This window comes from Mesorhizobium amorphae CCNWGS0123 (genome assembly GCF_001686985.1).
Classification (GTDB): Bacteria; Pseudomonadota; Alphaproteobacteria; order Rhizobiales; family Rhizobiaceae; genus Mesorhizobium; species Mesorhizobium amorphae.
In genome coordinates, this window is sequence record NZ_CP015318.1 from 1,615,706 (window position 1) to 1,632,422 (window position 16,717).

Below are 16,717 nucleotides of genomic sequence, written 5' to 3' on the forward strand. Positions count from 1 at the left end.
GCTGCCGGACGAAAGATTCGGCAACAAGCTCGGGAGAAAGACAATGGTTGTAAGCGCCAACAGACTTGAACTGCTGCAGATCGCCGACGCAGTCGCGCGCGAAAAGTCGATCGACAAGTCGATCGTCATCGCCGCCATGGCCGATGCGATCCAGAAGGCGGCGCGCTCGCGCTATGGCCAGGAGACCAACATCCGCGCCGACATCAACGCCAACACCGGCGAGATGAAGCTGCAGAGGCTGATGGAAGTGGTCGAGAAGGTCGACGATTACGCCACGCAGATCGCCATCTCCTCGGCGCGCGAGCGCAATCCCGACGCCCAGCTCGGCGATTTCATCGCCGAACAGCTGCCGCCGATGGATTTCGGTCGCATCGCCGCCCAGTCGGCCAAGCAGGTCATCGTCCAGAAGGTGCGCGAAGCCGAGCGCGACCGCCAGTATGACGAATACAAGGACCGCATCGGTGAGATCGTCAACGGCACCGTCAAGCGCGTCGAATACGGCAACGTCATCGTCGATCTCGGCCGTGGCGAGGCGATCATCCGCCGCGACGAGCTGATCCCGCGCGAGAACTACAAATATGGCGACCGCGTTCGCGCCTATGTCTACGACGTGCGCCGCGAGCAGCGCGGCCCGCAGATATTCCTGTCGCGTACCCATCCGCAGTTCATGGCCAAGCTCTTCACCATGGAAGTGCCGGAAATCTACGACGGCATCATCGAGATCAAGTCGGTCGCCCGCGATCCGGGCTCGCGCGCCAAGATCGCCGTCATCTCGCGTGACTCGTCCATCGATCCGGTCGGCGCCTGCGTCGGCATGCGCGGCAGCCGCGTCCAGGCGGTGGTCGGCGAACTGCAGGGCGAGAAGATCGACATCATTCCGTGGTCGCCCTCGGCCGCCTCGTTCATCGTCAACGCGCTGCAGCCGGCCGAAGTCGCCAAGGTCGTGCTCGACGAGGATGCCGAGCGCATCGAGGTCGTGGTTCCGGACGACCAGCTGTCGCTGGCCATCGGCCGCCGCGGCCAGAACGTCCGTCTTGCTTCGCAGCTCACCGGTTGGGACATCGACATCCTGACCGAGCAGGAAGAGAGCGAGCGCCGCCAGAAGGAATTCGTCGAGCGTTCGGCGCTGTTCATGGAAGCCCTCGACGTCGACGAGATGGTCGGCCAGGTGCTTGCTTCCGAAGGTTTTACCAGCGTCGAGGAAGTGGCTTACGTCGATTCCGGCGAGATCGCCTCGATCGACGGCTTCGACGAGGACACCGCCTCGGAAATCCAGACCCGCGCCCGCGAGTATCTGGAGAAGATCGAGGCCGAGCACGACGACAAGCGCAAGGCGCTCGGCGTTGCCGACGAACTGCGCGAAATCCCCGGCATCACCACCGCCATGATGGTGACGCTCGGCGAGGACGGCGTGAAGACGATCGAGGACTTCGCCGGCTATGCCGCCGACGACCTGACCGGCTGGAAGGAACGCAAGGACGGCGAGACCAAGGTCTATCCCGGGGTGCTCGCCAACCACGGCGTTTCGCGCGCCGATGCCGAGCAGATGGTTCTGGCTGCCCGCCTCAAGGCCGGCTGGATCACCGAGGACGAGATTGCCGCGCAGGATGCGCCGGCTGACGAAACCGTCGGTGCGTGAGGTGAAACCGCATCGCACAGAACCCGCCCTTGGACGAGATGAACGATCGCACCTGCATCGTCACCCGCAGGCAGGCCGAACCGGATGAACTGATCCGGTTCGTCGTCGGCCCGGATTCGGCCGTCGTTCCGGACATCAAGAGAAATCTGCCAGGCCGCGGTTGCTGGGTCAGCGCCGAGCGCCTACATGTCGACAAGGCAGCGGCGAAGAACCTGTTTGCCCGCGCCTTCAAGGCGCAGGTGACCGTTCCCGCCGATCTCGGCGGCATGGTCGACGGGCTGCTTTCCAGATCCGCTCTGGGTATGCTCGGCCTCGCCCGCAAGGCAGGCGCAATCGCGCTCGGAGCCACCAAGGTGGAGAGCGCCGTGCGCTCAGGGCTGGCGCTTTTCGTGCTCCACGCGACTGAGGCGTCCGACGATGGCGTGCGCAAGATCAGCCAGGCGCGGCGGGCAACCGTCCATCTCGGCGGCCCCGCGATCCTTGCCTACAAACTTTTCTCCGAGGCCGAGTTGAGCTTGGCATTGGGGGGTACAAATGTGATACATGCTGCCGTTCTCGCGCAAGACGCGGGCAGGGCGGTCCAGAGGCGCATGGTTGCGCTCGACCGGTATCGGGGCGGTTCCCCGGACGATCTGGCAATGCTTGCGGCCGTTGCTGACGAAGATGATGCCGCAGAGGATATGGAATGAGCGATACGAAATCGGGCGACGACAAGACGTTGAGCGTTACGCCGAAGAAGACCTTGACGCTGAAGCGGCCCGGCATGGAGCAAAGCACCGTGCGCCAGAACTTCTCGCACGGCCGCACCAAGGCGGTCGTCGTCGAGACCAAGAAGCGAAAGTTCTCGTTGCCCGGCGACAAGCCGGAGCCGGCCGCCGCTCCCGTGTCCGTCTTCACGCCGAAGCCCACTGTTGCGGCCGCGCCCGTCGTGCAGGAAGCGCCCAAGGCGCCGCCGCCTCCGCCGCCGGTCGAGCGAAGCGGCATGGTGCTGAACGAATTGTCGCGTGGCGAGATGGAAGCCCGCCGCAGGGCTCTCGAAGGCTCCAAGGTCCGTGAGGTCGAAGACCGCCAGCGCGCCCAGGAAGAGGCCAAGCGCCGCGCCGAGGATGAAGAGCGCCGCAAGCGCGAGCGCGAGGAATCAGCGCGCCGCCAGGCCGAGGAAGAAGCGCGGCTGCAGACCGAGGCCGAATCCCGGCGCCGCGCCGAGGAAGAGGCACGCCGTCGCGCGCCGCTGGCCGCCGAACTGGCGACAGTCGACGACGATGAGGATGTCAAGCCGAAGCGCACTGGCGCCGGCGCCCCCGTGCGCCGTCCGGTCACGCCCGAAGTGGCGCGTCCGGCCAAGCCCACCAAGGGCGAGGAAGACCGCCGTCGTGGCAAGCTGACCCTCAACACGGCGCTTTCCGACGAGGATGCGCGCGCCCGCTCGCTGTCGTCGATGCGTCGCCGTCAGGAAAAATTCAAGCGCGCGATGCACAATGAGCCGCGCGAGAAGGTTATGCGCGAAGTGATCTTGCCCGAAACCATCACCATCCAGGAACTGGCGCAGCGCATGTCCGAGCGCGCGGTCGATGTGGTCAAGTTCTTCATGAAGCAGGGCCAGATCATGAAGCCGGGCGACGTCATCGACGCCGACACGGCCGAATTGGTCGCCACCGAATTCGGCCATACGGTCCGCCGCGTCGCCGAGTCCGACATCGAGGAAGGCCTGTTCAATATCGCCGACAATGCCGAGGACCTGGTGTCGCGTCCGCCGGTGGTGACGATCATGGGCCATGTCGACCACGGCAAGACCTCGTTGCTCGACGCCATCCGCAACGCCAACGTCGTCTCCGGCGAAGCCGGCGGCATCACCCAGCACATAGGCGCCTACCAGGTCGAGAAGAACGGTCAGAAGATCACCTTCATCGACACGCCCGGCCACGCCGCCTTCACGGCGATGCGCGCCCGCGGCGCCCAGGCGACCGACATCGCCGTGCTGGTGGTGGCGGCCGACGACAGCGTCATGCCGCAGACGATCGAATCGATCAGCCATGCCAAGGCGGCCGGTGTTCCGATCATCGTGGCGATCAACAAGATCGACAAGCATGATGCCGACCCGCAGAAGGTGCGTTCGGAACTGCTGCGCCACGAAGTCTTCGTCGAATCGATGGGTGGCGAGGTGCTGGACGTCGAAGTGTCGGCGACCAAGGGCACCAATCTCGACAAGCTGCTCGAAGCGATCCTGCTGCAGGCCGAAATCCTCGACCTGAAGGCCAATCCGGACCGCACCGCCGAAGGCGTCGTCATCGAAGCCCAGCTCGACAAGGGCCGCGGTCCCGTCGCCACCGTGCTGGTGCAGACCGGCACGCTGATGCCGGGTGACATCCTGGTTGCCGGCAACGAATGGGGCCGGGTGCGTGCGCTGGTCAACGACCGTGGCGAGCATGTCAAGGAAGCACCGCCGGCGATGCCGGTCGAGGTGCTTGGCCTCCAGGGCACGCCGCAGGCCGGCGACCGCTTCGCCGTGGTCAACAACGAGGCGCGCGCCCGCGAGATCACCGAGTATCGCCAGCGCCTGGCGCGCGAGAAGGCGGTGGCCAAGCATGCCGGCCAGCGCGGCTCGCTCGAACAGATGATGTCGCAGTTGCAGACGAGCGGGCTGAAGGAATTCCCGCTGGTCATCAAGGGCGACGTGCAGGGTTCGATCGAAGCGATCAACGCCGCGCTCGACAAGCTCGGCACCGACGAGGTGCGCGCACGCATCGTCCATGCCGGCGCCGGCGCCATTACCGAAAGCGACGTGTCGCTGGCGGAAACCTCGGGTGCCGCGATCATCGGCTTCAACGTCCGCGCCAATGTGCAGGCGCGCGCCGCGGCCGCGGCCGCGGGCATCGAGATCCGCTACTACTCGATCATCTACAATCTCGTGGATGACGTGAAGGCGGCGCTCTCCGGCCTGCTCTCACCCGAGCGTCGCGAGACCTTCATCGGCAATGCCGAGATCCTCGAGATCTTCGACATCACCAAGGTCGGCAAGATCGCTGGCTGCCGTGTCACCGAAGGCAAGGTCGAGCGTGGTGCGGGCGTGCGCCTGATCCGCGACAACGTCGTCATCCACGAGGGCACGCTGAAGACACTGAAGCGCTTCAAGGACGAGGTTTCGGAAGTGCCGGGCGGCCAGGAGTGCGGCATGGCCTTCCAGAACTACGAAGACATGCGCGTCGGCGACGTCATCGAGTGTTTCCGCGTCGAGATGGTGACCCGGACGCTCTGAGTTCGTATACTGTCGATACGGCCGGGCGGTGGTCGAAAGGCCGCCGCCCAAGCCGTATTGAGAAAGCCCTATTGAGACATGCGGTGCGGTCCCATCCCGCGCTTCACGATTTCAGGATTGAGAAAAATGCCCCGTTCAACCACATCAGGTCCATCCCAGCGCATGCTGCGCGTCGGCGAGCAGGTGCGCCACGCCTTGTCCGAAACCCTGCAGCGCGGCGAGATCATCGATCCGCTGATCGAAAATGCCGTGGTCTCGGTGTCGGAAGTGCGCATGTCGCCCGATCTGAAGATCGCCACCGCTTTCGTCTCGCCGCTTGGCGTCAAGGACACCGACGCGGTGGTCGAGGCGCTCAACAAGCATGCGAAATTCGTGCGCGGCCGCGTCTCGGGCGCGCTGCGGCAGATGAAGTACATGCCGGAATTCCGCTTTAGGCTCGATACGTCCTTCGACAATTTCGCCAGGATCAACGACCTCTTGAAATCGCCCGAAGTGGCGCGCGATCTCGACAACGACAAGGACGAGAAATAATGGGGCGCCGCGGCAAGAAGAAGGGCCGGCCGGTCTCGGGCTGGCTGGTGCTGGACAAGCCGGTCGGCATGGGCTCGACCGAAGCCGTCTCCAAGATCAAGTGGCTGTTCCAGGCCGAAAAGGCCGGTCATGCCGGCACGCTCGATCCGCTCGCCTCCGGCATGCTGCCGATCGCACTCGGCGAAGCCACCAAGACCGTGCCCTACGTCCAGGACGGCGCCAAGATCTATCGCTTCACCGTCGCCTGGGGTGACGAGCGCTCGACCGACGACCTCGAAGGCCCGGTGACCAACAGCTCGGACAAGCGTCCCGCCGAGACCGAAGTAAGAGCGCTGCTGCCGAAATACACCGGCGTCATCATGCAGACGCCGCCGCAGTTTTCGGCCATCAAGATAGCCGGCGAGCGCGCCTACGATCTCGCACGCGATGGTGAAACGGTCGATATACCCGCGCGCGAGATCGAGATCGGACGTTTGGACGTCATCGAGCACAGTGGCGAGCGAACCATTTTCGAAGTCGAATGCGGCAAGGGAACCTATGTGCGCTCGCTGGCCCGCGACATGGGCCGCGACCTCGGCTGTTTCGGTCATATCGCCGAATTGCGCCGGGTCGAGGTCGAGCCGTTCACGCAGGAGGACTTCATCACCATCGCCGAGCTTGAGGCAGCGCGTTTCGGCGAACAGGGCGATGAGGATCCGGACACGGCCGATGACGCATCCGACGCTGCCAATCTGCCGGTCGACTTCACGGCCATCGATGCGCTGCTGGTCGACACGTCGGCCGCGCTCGATTGCCTGCCGCAGGTCGCGATCAGCGACGATGCGGCGGTGAAAATCCGGCTCGGCAATCCGGTCATCATTCGCGGCCGCGACGCGCCAGTGGAGGCCGAGGAAGCCTGCGCCACGGCGCGTGGCAGGTTGGTCGCCATCGGCGCCATCGAACAGGGCATGTTCAAGCCCAAGCGGGTCTTTGCCGGGTGACGGCACTAAAGCAATTCCAGGAAAAGTGTGAAACGGTTTTCCGTCCGGAATTGCGTCAAGACCAGAAGATAAAGCGGTTCGGCGTTTCCATGAAACGATGAACCGCTCTAGTTTCGGCTCGACATTACGCTTGAGGGGGCACATGGCAAAAGCTGAGACGGTCGGGAAGCGGGCGCCGCTGAAAACAAGGCGGCCGCCGGTCGGCGCCTCGCCGGGAACGCTGATCGCCGATCCGTCGGCGCGGCGCAGCGAACTCAGGCTGACGCTGATATCGCCGGAGAAATTCGAGACCATCGAAAATGCCAGCATCGACGACCTCAACACGCATTGCGACAGCTGGCCGGTCATCTGGCTGGATTGCACCGGCCTTGCCAACATTCCGCTGATCGAGGAGATCGGCCGCATTTTCAGCCTGCATCCGCTGGCGCTGGAGGACGTCGTCAACACCGGCCAGCGGCCGAAGGTGGATTTCTTTGAGGATCACGCCTTCGTTGTCGTGCGCATGATCGACGACGTCACGGCGCATCGCTACGAACAGATCGCCGTCTTCTTCGGCAAGAATTTCGTCATCACCTTCCAGGAGCGCGAGGGCGACCCGTTCAATCCTGTGCGCAAGCGCATCGAAAGCTCGATGCCCAACAGGCTGCGCTCGCGTGGCGCCGATTATCTCGCCTATGCGTTGATCGACGCCATCGTCGACAGCTATTTCCCACCGATCGAGGCGGCCGGCGAACAGGTAGACAGCATCGAGGACCAGATGCTGAACATGCCGCACAAGCACCAGATGCGGCAGCTGCATGAATTACGCCGCGACGCCAATGTGCTGAAGGGCGTGCTGTGGCCGATGCGCGATGCGCTGGCGACGATGATCCGCAACGACGTGTCCTATGTGAAGGCGGAGACCAAGATCTTTCTCAACGACACGCTCGACCATTCGCTGCGGCTCATCGAACTGGTCGAGACCCAGCGCGACATGCTGACCGGGCTGATCGAGATGCATCTGTCACTGAGCCAGGCGCGCACCAACGACGTCATCTCCTATCTCACTATCGTCTCGGTGATCTTCATGCCGCTCACCTTCCTGGTCGGCGTCTGGGGCATGAATTTCGACCCTGACAGCTCGCCGTGGAACATGCCGGAGCTGAAGTCCCAGTACGGCTATCCAGCTTCACTGTTGTTCATGGCGCTTGTTGCTGTCGGGCTTGTCGCCTTCTTCAAATGGAAGAAGTGGCTTTAAGGCCATTTCGGCCGCGGAATTCTTGGTTTTCACAACAAAAGCCTGCGACAAGCCGGCTTGTGAATTAGGCTGGTGTTTTTGTCGGAATTGCCCTATATGCGCCGCAGCTTCGCGCCCTGACGCGTTGCTTGCACCGGCCCCTGCTGGACGACATCCCGGCTGAGGGCGTCCCGTTTCCTCGAACAGATAAGGAAAAACACGATGTCGATTACTGCTGAGCGCAAACAGGAATTGATGGGTGAATTCGCTACCGCCAAGGGCGATACCGGGTCTCCGGAAGTCCAGGTGGCCATCCTTTCCGAGCGCATCAAGAACCTTACCGATCACTTCAAGGACCACAAGAAGGATAACCATTCCCGCCGTGGTCTGCTTGCTCTCGTCTCCCAGCGCCGCAGCCTGCTTGATTATCTCAAGCGCAAGGACGACGCGCGCTATCAGACGCTGATCGAGAAGCTCGGTCTGCGCCGTTGACGAATTGACCGGCGGGCTTTCTTCGGAGGGCCCGCCGGTCGCGCATTGGAGCATCGGGTCAAATCCAGTACTCCAATGAAAGGAATGGAGCGCCGTGCGTCCCCCTTTGGACGCGCAAAAGGACGCTCCGAAAAGTTTGAATTTGCGCGTGATGCTTCCCGAGATTTCGGAGTCAGGCGCAAGGCCGGTCGGATCGATTGGCCAGACCCGGTTTCGAAAGTGCAGAGGGCCATTCGGAACCGCCCATGGACGGTCATGGGGCAGGATTGCAGGATGCTCGTGCGGCCACCGCGCCGATTGACCCGAGCTTCCCGTTGTCTTGCCCGTGGCTGCCCGAGAAAGGAAGCCAGGCAAGGGCATACGCGCACCGTGAAACGGCGCGGCCCTTTCCGCATATGAAGGACAAGACATGTTCAATCACCACAAAGTGGAAATCGAATGGGGCGGCCGTCCGCTCGTTCTGGAGACCGGCAAGATCGCGCGCCAGGCTGACGGCGCGGTGCTGGCCACCTACGGCGAAACCAAGGTTCTCGCCACCGTCGTCTCGATGAAGGAGCCGAAGCCTGGCCTCGACTTCTTCCCGCTGACCGTCAACTACCAGGAAAAGACCTACGCCGCCGGCAAGATCCCGGGCGGCTATTTCAAGCGCGAAGGCCGTCCGAGCGAGAAGGAAACGCTGGTTTCCCGCCTGATCGACCGCCCGATCCGCCCGCTCTTCGCCGATGGTTACAAGAACGACACGCAGATCGTCGTCACCGTCGTCCAGCATGATCTCGAGAACGATCCGGACATCCTGTCGATCGTTGCCACTTCGGCCGCGCTGACGCTCTCCGGCGTCCCCTTCATGGGCCCGATCGGTGGTGCCCGCGTTGGCTACATCAACGGCGAATACGTGCTCAACCCGCATGTCGACGAGATGCAGGAATCCAAGCTCGACCTCGTCGTCGCCGGTACCACTGATGCCGTGCTGATGGTCGAGTCCGAAGCCAAGGAGCTTGGCGAGGATCTGATGCTCGGCGCCGTCATGTTCGGCCACAAGGGCTTCCAGCCGGTGATCGATGCGATCATCAAGCTGGCCGAAGTCGCCGCCAAGGACCCGCGCGACTTCACTGCGCCGGACTATTCGGCGCTCGAGGGCGAGATGCTGAAGATCGTCGAAAACGAGCTTCGCGACGCCTACAAGATCACCGACAAGCAGAAGCGCTACGCTGCCGTCGACGCCGTCAAGGCGAAGGTCAAGGCCGCGTTCACCCCGGCCGAGGGCGAAGACGCCAAGTACACCTCCGAGCAGATCGGCAGCGTGTTCAAGGAGCTCCAGGCCAAGGTCGTGCGCTGGAACATCCTCGACACCGGCTCGCGCATCGACGGCCGTGATCTGAAGACGGTCCGCAAGATCGTCTCGGAAGTCGGCGTCCTGCCGCGCACCCATGGTTCGGCGCTGTTCACCCGCGGCGAGACCCAGGCGCTGGTCGTCGCCACGCTCGGCACCGGCGAGGACGAGCAGTATGTCGATTCGCTGACCGGCATGTACAAGGAGAAGTTCCTCCTGCACTACAACTTCCCTCCCTATTCCGTCGGTGAAACCGGCCGCATGGGTTCGCCGGGCCGCCGCGAAATCGGCCACGGCAAGCTCGCCTGGCGCGCCATCCGCCCGATGCTGCCGACCGCTGATCAGTTCCCCTACACGCTGCGCGTCGTCTCGGAGATCACCGAGTCCAACGGCTCTTCGTCTATGGCCACCGTCTGCGGCACCTCGCTGGCGCTGATGGATGCCGGTGTTCCGCTGGCCAAGCCGGTCGCCGGCATTGCCATGGGCCTGATCAAGGAAGGCGAGCGCTTCGCGGTGCTCTCCGACATCCTTGGCGACGAGGATCACCTCGGCGACATGGACTTCAAGGTCGCCGGCACCGCCAACGGCATCACCTCGCTGCAGATGGACATCAAGATCGACGGCATCACCGAGGAGATCATGCAGATCGCGCTCGGCCAGGCCAAGGACGGTCGCCTGCATATCCTCGGCGAGATGGCGCATGCGCTCTCCGGCGCCCGCGCCGAGCTCGGCGAGTTCGCGCCGCGCATCGAGGTCATGCACATCCCGACCGACAAGATCCGCGACGTCATCGGCTCCGGTGGCAAGGTCATCCGCGAGATCGTCGAAAAGACCGGCGCCAAGATCAACATCGAGGATGACGGCACGGTCAAGATCGCTTCGTCCAACGCCAAGGAGATCGAGGCGGCGAAGAAGTGGATCCACACCATCGTCGCCGAGCCGGAAGTCGGCGAGATCTACGAAGGCACGGTCGTCAAGACCGCCGACTTCGGCGCTTTCGTCAACTTCTTCGGCCCGCGCGACGGCCTCGTCCACATCTCGCAACTGGCCAACGATCGCGTCGCAAAGACCTCCGACGTCGTCAAGGAAGGCGACAAGGTCTGGGTCAAGCTGATGGGCTTCGACGAGCGCGGCAAGGTTCGCCTGTCGATGAAGGTCGTCGACCAGGCCACCGGCAAGGAAATCGTCCGCGACAAGAAGGCCGAAGGCGAAGAAAACGCCGCCTGATCGGCCTGACGACAGAGTTGAAGCGGGCGCGGCTTTAGTCGCGCCCGTTTTCTTTTACAGGGCACCAGAATGGCCGCAGAACCGTTGAAGACGCTGTTCCATCCCTATGAGGTCGACGCCGTCGCCCTGCCGCGCAAGGACGCCCGGGTTCTTTTTCTCGGCGCCGAACCCGGCTTCCGCTTGCCTTCGGGCTTCGATGCAGCGCTTCACCTCGTGCAGGGCTTCCGGCCGCATTTCCGCGCCCTGCAGGCGTCGGGATTCAAAGTCACGCCGCAAGCCGAAGGTGTCGGCTTCGACGCCGCACTGGTGCTTGCCGGGCGTCATCGCGGCCAAAACGAATTGCGCATTGCCGAGGCGATCGAACGTGTCTCCCCCAGCGGATCGATCATCGTCGCCGGCGGCAAGGAGGACGGCATTGCCAGCCTGCGCAAGCGCATCGACGAGCTTGCGCCGCTTGACGGCCATCTGCCGAAACATCACGGCATCGCCATCTGGTTTGCCCGACCGGCCGATACCGGGGCCGCCTCAGTGCTTCGCGCCGCCAATCCCGACTTGGTCGTGGAAGGCCGCTTTCGCACCGCGCCCGGCATGTTCTCCTTCGACAAGGTCGACACCGGTTCCAGATTGCTGGTGGACAATCTGCCCCACGATCTGCGTGGCAGCATTGCTGATTTCTGCGCCGGCTGGGGCTATGTGGCAGCTGAAGTCGCGGCGCGCTCGTCCGGCATATCCAGCCTCGATCTCTTCGAGGCTGACTTCGCCTCGCTGGAGGCAGCGAAGGGCAATATCGGCAACACGGCGGCCGAGACACATTTCTTCTGGACCGACCTGCTCAGCGAGCCTGTCGAACGCCGCTATGACGCGATTGTCATGAATCCGCCCTTTCATCGCAGCCGGGCTGCCGAGCCGGAGATCGGCGCCGGCATGATCCAGGCAGCGGCCAAGGCGCTGAAGCCGGGCGGCAAGCTGTTCATGGTGGCGAACCGGCAGCTTCCCTACGAACCGGTGCTGGCGAAGGCGTTTTCAAGCCATGCGGAGATCGCCCGCGACGGCATGTTCAAGGTTTTCTCGGCGCGCCGGTGACTGGCACGTTTTGGCTTAATGCACGCTGACGATGCGCGCTTCGCTCTTGACGTGGATGACCTGCGCCTCGAGCCCGATCTTGAGCGGCGCCGGCCGGCCGAACAGATAGCCTTGCACAACCTCGCAGCCGGCCGCCCTGAGCAGCGTCGCCTGGCTCTCGGTTTCGACACCTTCAGCGATGATGCCGACGCCGAGCGCCCGCGAGAGCCCGACGATGGTCGAGACGACGGCACCCGAGTTGGAGTCCGTGTCGATGCGGCTGACGAAGGAGCGGTCGATCTTCAGCTTGCCAAATGAGAAATCGATCAGGTAGCTCAGATTGGAATAGCCGGTGCCGAAATCGTCGACGGCGACCGAGATGCCCATGTCGGCGAGCTCCCGCAGCATGACCGCGGCGCGTTCGCGGTCCTGCATCATCGCCGTCTCGGTGACTTCCAGCTCCAGCCGCGACGGCTTGATGCCGGTGCTTGCCATTGTCTCGCGGACGATGCCGACGAAATCCTTGGTCATGAACTGGACTGGCGAGATGTTGACGGCGACGAAACAGTCCTCGGGCAGATGGCGGGCGTCGTTGCACGCCTTGCGCAGCACCCATTCGCCGATCGGGTTGATCATGCCGGTTTCTTCCGCGATCGGGATGAACTCCATCGGCGGGATCATGCCGCGCTCCGGGTGCTTCCAGCGGATCAACGCCTCGTAGCCGATGATGCGGCCGCTCGGCAGGTCGAGCTGCGGCTGGTAGTGGAGGTCGAAATCGCCGCGCTCGAATGCGGTGTGCAGCTCGGCTTCGATCCACTGCCGATGGTCGGCGACCCGACCCATGTCGGAATGGAAGACCGACCAGTTGCCCACCCCTCCGGCGCGTGCGTTCTGCAGCGCCAAATTGGAGCGGCGCAGCACCAGGACAGGATCGACGCCGTCCTTCGGCATGGCCACGATGCCGGCCGACAGGCTGACCGATTGCAGATGGGTATCGAGCTGGTAGGGCTCCATCATCTCGTCGATGAGCTTCTCGATGATCCGTTCCACGGATCCCTTGATTTCGCGATCCGGCAACAGCACCGCGAACTCGCCGGCGCCGATGCGCCCGATCACCGCGCCTTCCGGCATGCTGGTCTTCAATCGCTGGGAAAAGGCGCGGATCAGCTCGTCACCGTGGCTGTAGCCGATCGCGTCGTTGATTTGCTTGAAGCGGTCGATGTCGATGTCGATCAGAAACACCGGTTCGCCGCTGCGGATCGTCGCCGATGCCGCGTCCGCGATCTTGCCGACCATGGCTGGGCGCGTCAGCAGGCCCGTCAGCTTGTCGAAATTGGTTTCGTTGAAGACGTAGTCGGCCGATTCGTCGACACCGGCGAAGAACGACAGCGCCGCGCCCGCGGCGGCCAGCGCGCAGAGCAGGGCCATGACGGCGACCATCGTCTGGGCCGGCATGCCGGCAAGGCCGTCGCCGAAACCGAACTTCAGGCCCCAGATACCGAGGATGAAACTGCCCAAGCCCGAGCTGACGATGGTGATCAGCCGGAACAACGGTGTGCGCTTCGGGTTGCTGACAGCAGGCATGCGGGTCCCTAAGTTACGGGACTTCTAGCGGATATCCCCTTAAAATGGGTTTCCGCCATTGCGTCCAATTTTACCGGACAGGAATTATTCTTCCGATCGCGGACTATTCCCGACCGTCGCTCTGCTTCAGTTCGTCGAGCGTCGGCATGGAGACGATGTGATAGCCGGAATCGACATAGTGGATTTCGCCGGTAACACCGGAAGACAGATCGGACAGCAGGTAAAGAGCTGAACCGCCGACCTCGTCGATGGTCACCGTGCGGCGCAGCGGCGAATTGCGCTGCTGGTAGGAAAACATGTGGCGCGCGTCCGATATCCCGGCGCCGGCCAGCGTGCGGACCGGTCCCGCCGATATGCCGTTCACCCTTATCCCGCGCGGACCGTAGTCGTTGGCGAGATAGCGCACGCTGGCCTCAAGGCCGGCCTTGGCGACGCCCATGACATTGTAGTTGGGCATGACCCGGACCGAGCCGGCATAGGTCAGCGTGATCATCGAGCCGCCGTCCTTCATCAGCGCGGCGGCATGCCGGGCGATCTCGGTGAAGGAATAGCAGGAGATGACCATGGTGCGGACGAAATTGTCGCGGCTGGTGTCGGCATAAAGCCCCTTCAGCTCGTTCTTGTCGGAAAAGCCGATGGCATGGACGACGAAGTCGAGTCCGCCCCATTCCTTGCCGAGCGTCTCGAAGGTGGCAGCGACCGAAGCGCTGTCCTCGACATCGCAGGGCACGACCAGCGACGCGCCAAGCCTGTCGGCGAGCGGCTTGACCCGGCGGCCAAAGGCGTCGCCCTGATAGGTGAAGGCGAGTTCCGCGCCGTGCTCGGACAATTTCTGGGCGATGCCCCAGGCGATCGAATGATCATTGGCGACACCCATGACAAGCCCGCGCTTGCCCTTCATCAATCCGTCCATGGCTGGCAATCCTTATGCCGAATAGCGCTGGAAAATCAGCGTTGCGTTGGTGCCACCGAAACCGAACGAATTGGACAAAACGGTGTCGATCCTGGCGTTGTCGATGCGCTTGCGTACGATCGGCATGCCCTCGAATTCGGGATCGAGTTCTTCGATATGGGCGCTCTCGCCGATGAAGCCGCCCTGCATCATCAGGATCGAGTAGATCGATTCCTGTACGCCGGCCGCGCCCAGCGAATGGCCGGTCAGCGACTTGGTAGAGGTGATGAAAGGCATCTTGTCGCCGAACACTTCGCGGATGGCGCCCATCTCCTTGGAATCGCCGACCGGCGTCGAAGTGCCATGCGTGTTGATGTAGTCGACCGGCGAGGAAACCGTGGCCAGCGCCTGGCGCATGCAGCGCACCGCGCCTTCGCCCGAGGGCGCCACCATGTCGTAGCCGTCCGAAGTCGCGCCATAGCCGACGATCTCGGCATAGATCTTGGCGCCGCGCGCCTTGGCGTGCTCGAGCTCTTCCAGCACCAGCACGCCGGCGCCGCCGGCGATGACAAAACCGTCGCGATTGACGTCATAGGCACGTGAAGCGGCCGACGCCCTGTCGTTGAACTTCGACGACATGGCGCCCATGGCGTCGAACAGGTCCGACATCGTCCAGTCGAGGTCTTCGTGACCGCCGGCAAAGACCATGTCCTGCTTGCCCCACTGGATCAGCTCGTAGCCATTGCCGATGCAGTGCGCCGAGGTCGAGCAGGCGGACGAGATCGAATAATTGACGCCGTGGATCTTGAACCAGGTGGCTAAAGTCGCCGACGCGGTCGACGACATCGCCTTTGGCACCGCGAACGGGCCGATGCGCTTGGGGCTGTTGTTCTTGAGCGTCGTTTCGGCCGCCTCGACGATGGTGCGCGTCGACGGTCCGCCCGAGCCCATGACGATGCCGGTGCGCTCATTGGTGATGTCGCTCTCGCCAAGGCCGGCGTCCGCGATCGCCTGGTCCATGGCGACGTGGTTCCAGGCCGCGCCTTGCGACAGGAAGCGCATGGCGCGCCGGTCGATCATGGCCGACGGGTCGAGCGACGGGGCGCCCCAGACCTGGCAGCGGAAGCCGTGTTCGGCGAATGAATCCGAGAAGCTGATGCCGGACTTGGCATCATGGAGCGAGGCCTGCACCTCATTGGCATTGTTGCCGATCGACGACACGATGCCGAGGCCTGTCACTACGACCCGTCTCATGGGCTGCTCCTTAGTGTCTGGTGGCGATCAGGCGACCGCCGACTGCTTTGACAGACCTACCTTGAGATCCGTTGCCGCGTATATGGGTTCGCCGTCCGCCTTGAGCCAGCCATCGGCGATGCCGAGCACCAGCCGGCCGCGCATCACGCGCTTGAAATCGATGCCGTACTCGACCTTCTTGACCGACGGCGTCACCATGCCTTTGAACTTCACCTCACCGGTCGACAGCGCCATTCCCTTGCCGGGCTCGCCGAGCCAGCCGAGGTAGAAGCCGGTCAGCTGCCACATGGCATCGAGGCCGAGGCAGCCCGGCATGATCGGGTTGCCGATGAAATGACAGGCGAAAAACCACAGGTCCGGCTTGATGTCGAATTCGGCGCGGATGAAGCCCTTGTCGAACGCGCCGCCGGTTTCGCTGATCTCGGTGATGCGGTCGAACATCAGCATCGGCGGATAGGGCAGCTGCGCATTTCCCGGTCCGAACAGCTCGCCGCGGGCGCAGGCAAGCAGTTCCTCGTAATCGTAGCTGGACTTCGAACCTGCCATCAATTTTCGTCCCCGTGATCGTCCTGGGCGGCAGGGCGCCCTTTGTCGTTGGTTTCCTAACACAGTCTGTTTATGGCCGGAAACCGGCGTCTGCGCTTAACCCGCCCGCCTGCCGGGGTCAATGCGCACCGGGATATCTGCGCGCATGTTGCTCTATTGATCGAATTCGGCCGACAGAATATATGTCAGGAGCTGTCCAGTTTCGGCCGATGCCGTTTTTTCGCCATTCTGGGCGGGTTCTTGGGGCCGAACCGCGAGTTTCGACGGATAGGATGGATCAGGGCTGCCGGAAGGATAATGTCGCTGTGGACAAGCGGGTTCGCGAAGCCGGCCTGAGGCCGACACGCCAGCGCATCGCGCTGGCCGATCTGCTTTTCGCCAAGGGCGATCGTCATCTTTCGGCCGAGGAACTGCATGAAGAGGCGATCGCCGCCGGCGTGCCGGTGTCGCTTGCCACCGTCTACAATGCCCTTCACCAGTTCACCCAAGCGGGCCTGCTGCGCATCCTGGCCGTCGAGGGCTCGAAGACCTATTTCGACACCAACACCTCCGATCACCATCATTTCTATATCGAAGGCGAAAACCGCATCTTCGATATCGCCAGCGGTCCGGTGACGGTTTCCAACCTGCCCGACCCACCGGAGGGCATGGAGATCGCCAATGTCGACATCGTGGTGAGGCTGCGCCCGAAGCGCCGCGATTGATCCG

General features: G+C 63.3%; 14 protein-coding genes. 10 read left to right on the top strand and 4 right to left on the bottom strand.

Translation table 11 applies throughout. The annotated features are described in order from the left end of the window. Positions 1–43 precede the first annotated feature (43 nt). From nusA to A6B35_RS07655, 9 genes are all read left to right on the top strand, one after another. Positions 44–1,639, top strand: a complete 1,596-nt coding sequence (gene nusA, locus A6B35_RS07615; protein WP_040582987.1) for a transcription termination factor NusA — start codon at positions 44–46, stop codon at positions 1,637–1,639. Between the two features lie 38 nt (positions 1,640–1,677). After that, on the top strand, positions 1,678–2,328 hold the full coding sequence (locus A6B35_RS07620) for an RNA-binding protein (protein WP_081482170.1): 651 nt from the start codon (positions 1,678–1,680) through the stop codon (positions 2,326–2,328). After that, positions 2,325–4,895 carry a translation initiation factor IF-2 gene (infB, locus tag A6B35_RS07625; RefSeq protein ID WP_006202925.1) on the top strand — a complete coding sequence of 857 codons (2,571 nt, stop codon included), beginning with the start codon at positions 2,325–2,327 and terminating at the stop codon, positions 4,893–4,895. The genes A6B35_RS07620 and infB overlap by 4 nt, the downstream gene beginning before the upstream one ends. Positions 4,896–5,021: 126 nt before the next feature. Next, entirely contained in the window at positions 5,022–5,426 is a 405-nt protein-coding gene (rbfA, locus tag A6B35_RS07630) for a 30S ribosome-binding factor RbfA (protein WP_006202926.1), read from the top strand. Continuing rightward, positions 5,426–6,406, top strand: a complete 981-nt coding sequence (truB, locus tag A6B35_RS07635; protein ID WP_006202927.1) for a tRNA pseudouridine(55) synthase TruB — start codon at positions 5,426–5,428, stop codon at positions 6,404–6,406. The genes rbfA and truB overlap by 1 nt, the downstream gene beginning before the upstream one ends. A gap of 142 nt (positions 6,407–6,548) precedes the next feature. Further along, positions 6,549–7,643, top strand: coding sequence for a magnesium/cobalt transporter CorA (gene corA / locus A6B35_RS07640; RefSeq protein WP_006202928.1), 1,095 nt, complete (start codon positions 6,549–6,551; stop codon positions 7,641–7,643). A 201-nt stretch (positions 7,644–7,844) separates the two neighbouring features. Further along, complete coding sequence (gene rpsO / locus A6B35_RS07645; RefSeq protein WP_006202929.1) at positions 7,845–8,114, top strand: 30S ribosomal protein S15; 270 nt, start codon at positions 7,845–7,847, stop codon at positions 8,112–8,114. 409 nt (positions 8,115–8,523) lie between these two features. Next, a complete protein-coding gene (pnp, locus tag A6B35_RS07650; protein WP_006202930.1) occupies positions 8,524–10,671 on the top strand; it encodes a polyribonucleotide nucleotidyltransferase in 2,148 nt (715 codons plus the stop codon). A 69-nt stretch (positions 10,672–10,740) separates the two neighbouring features. Beyond that, on the top strand, positions 10,741–11,754 hold the full coding sequence (locus A6B35_RS07655; RefSeq protein ID WP_040582974.1) for a class I SAM-dependent methyltransferase: 1,014 nt from the start codon (positions 10,741–10,743) through the stop codon (positions 11,752–11,754). 15 nt (positions 11,755–11,769) lie between these two features. Here A6B35_RS07655 and A6B35_RS07660 read toward each other — a convergent pair whose 3' ends face one another. The 4 genes from A6B35_RS07660 to fabA form a co-directional block, all read right to left on the bottom strand. Then, the gene (locus A6B35_RS07660) at positions 11,770–13,317 is read right to left on the bottom strand and encodes a putative bifunctional diguanylate cyclase/phosphodiesterase (protein WP_040582975.1); all 1,548 of its coding nucleotides are present in this window, start codon (positions 13,315–13,317) and stop codon (positions 11,770–11,772) included. 103 nt (positions 13,318–13,420) lie between these two features. After that, a complete protein-coding gene (gene fabI, locus A6B35_RS07665; RefSeq protein ID WP_006202933.1) occupies positions 13,421–14,230 on the bottom strand; it encodes an enoyl-ACP reductase FabI in 810 nt (269 codons plus the stop codon). A 12-nt stretch (positions 14,231–14,242) separates the two neighbouring features. After that, positions 14,243–15,463 carry a beta-ketoacyl-ACP synthase I gene (gene fabB / locus A6B35_RS07670; RefSeq protein ID WP_006202934.1) on the bottom strand — a complete coding sequence of 407 codons (1,221 nt, stop codon included), beginning with the start codon at positions 15,461–15,463 and terminating at the stop codon, positions 14,243–14,245. 27 nt (positions 15,464–15,490) lie between these two features. Then, complete coding sequence (fabA, locus tag A6B35_RS07675) at positions 15,491–16,009, bottom strand: 3-hydroxyacyl-[acyl-carrier-protein] dehydratase FabA (protein ID WP_006202935.1); 519 nt, start codon at positions 16,007–16,009, stop codon at positions 15,491–15,493. A gap of 272 nt (positions 16,010–16,281) precedes the next feature. On the opposite strand from fabA, the gene irrA reads away from it, so the two are divergent. Next, entirely contained in the window at positions 16,282–16,713 is a 432-nt protein-coding gene (irrA, locus tag A6B35_RS07680) for an iron response transcriptional regulator IrrA (protein ID WP_040582976.1), read from the top strand. Positions 16,714–16,717 lie beyond the last annotated feature (4 nt).

Excerpts from the sequence above, each read along its gene's own strand:
- A6B35_RS07655 (WP_040582974.1), top strand. The coding sequence starts at position 10,741 with ATGGCCGCAGAACCGTTGAAGACGCTGTTCCATCCCTATGAGGTCGAC.
- infB (WP_006202925.1), top strand. The coding sequence starts at position 2,325 with ATGAGCGATACGAAATCGGGCGACGACAAGACGTTGAGCGTTACGCCG.
- rpsO (WP_006202929.1), top strand. The coding sequence starts at position 7,845 with ATGTCGATTACTGCTGAGCGCAAACAGGAATTGATGGGTGAATTCGCT.
- pnp (WP_006202930.1), top strand. The coding sequence starts at position 8,524 with ATGTTCAATCACCACAAAGTGGAAATCGAATGGGGCGGCCGTCCGCTC.
- A6B35_RS07660 (WP_040582975.1), bottom strand. The coding sequence starts at position 13,317 with ATGCCTGCTGTCAGCAACCCGAAGCGCACACCGTTGTTCCGGCTGATC.
- fabI (WP_006202933.1), bottom strand. The coding sequence starts at position 14,230 with ATGGACGGATTGATGAAGGGCAAGCGCGGGCTTGTCATGGGTGTCGCC.
- nusA (WP_040582987.1), top strand. The coding sequence starts at position 44 with ATGGTTGTAAGCGCCAACAGACTTGAACTGCTGCAGATCGCCGACGCA.
- fabA (WP_006202935.1), bottom strand. The coding sequence starts at position 16,009 with ATGGCAGGTTCGAAGTCCAGCTACGATTACGAGGAACTGCTTGCCTGC.
- truB (WP_006202927.1), top strand. The coding sequence starts at position 5,426 with ATGGGGCGCCGCGGCAAGAAGAAGGGCCGGCCGGTCTCGGGCTGGCTG.
- A6B35_RS07620 (WP_081482170.1), top strand. The coding sequence starts at position 1,678 with ATGAACGATCGCACCTGCATCGTCACCCGCAGGCAGGCCGAACCGGAT.
- fabB (WP_006202934.1), bottom strand. The coding sequence starts at position 15,463 with ATGAGACGGGTCGTAGTGACAGGCCTCGGCATCGTGTCGTCGATCGGC.
- irrA (WP_040582976.1), top strand. The coding sequence starts at position 16,282 with ATGGATCAGGGCTGCCGGAAGGATAATGTCGCTGTGGACAAGCGGGTT.
- corA (WP_006202928.1), top strand. The coding sequence starts at position 6,549 with ATGGCAAAAGCTGAGACGGTCGGGAAGCGGGCGCCGCTGAAAACAAGG.
- rbfA (WP_006202926.1), top strand. The coding sequence starts at position 5,022 with ATGCCCCGTTCAACCACATCAGGTCCATCCCAGCGCATGCTGCGCGTC.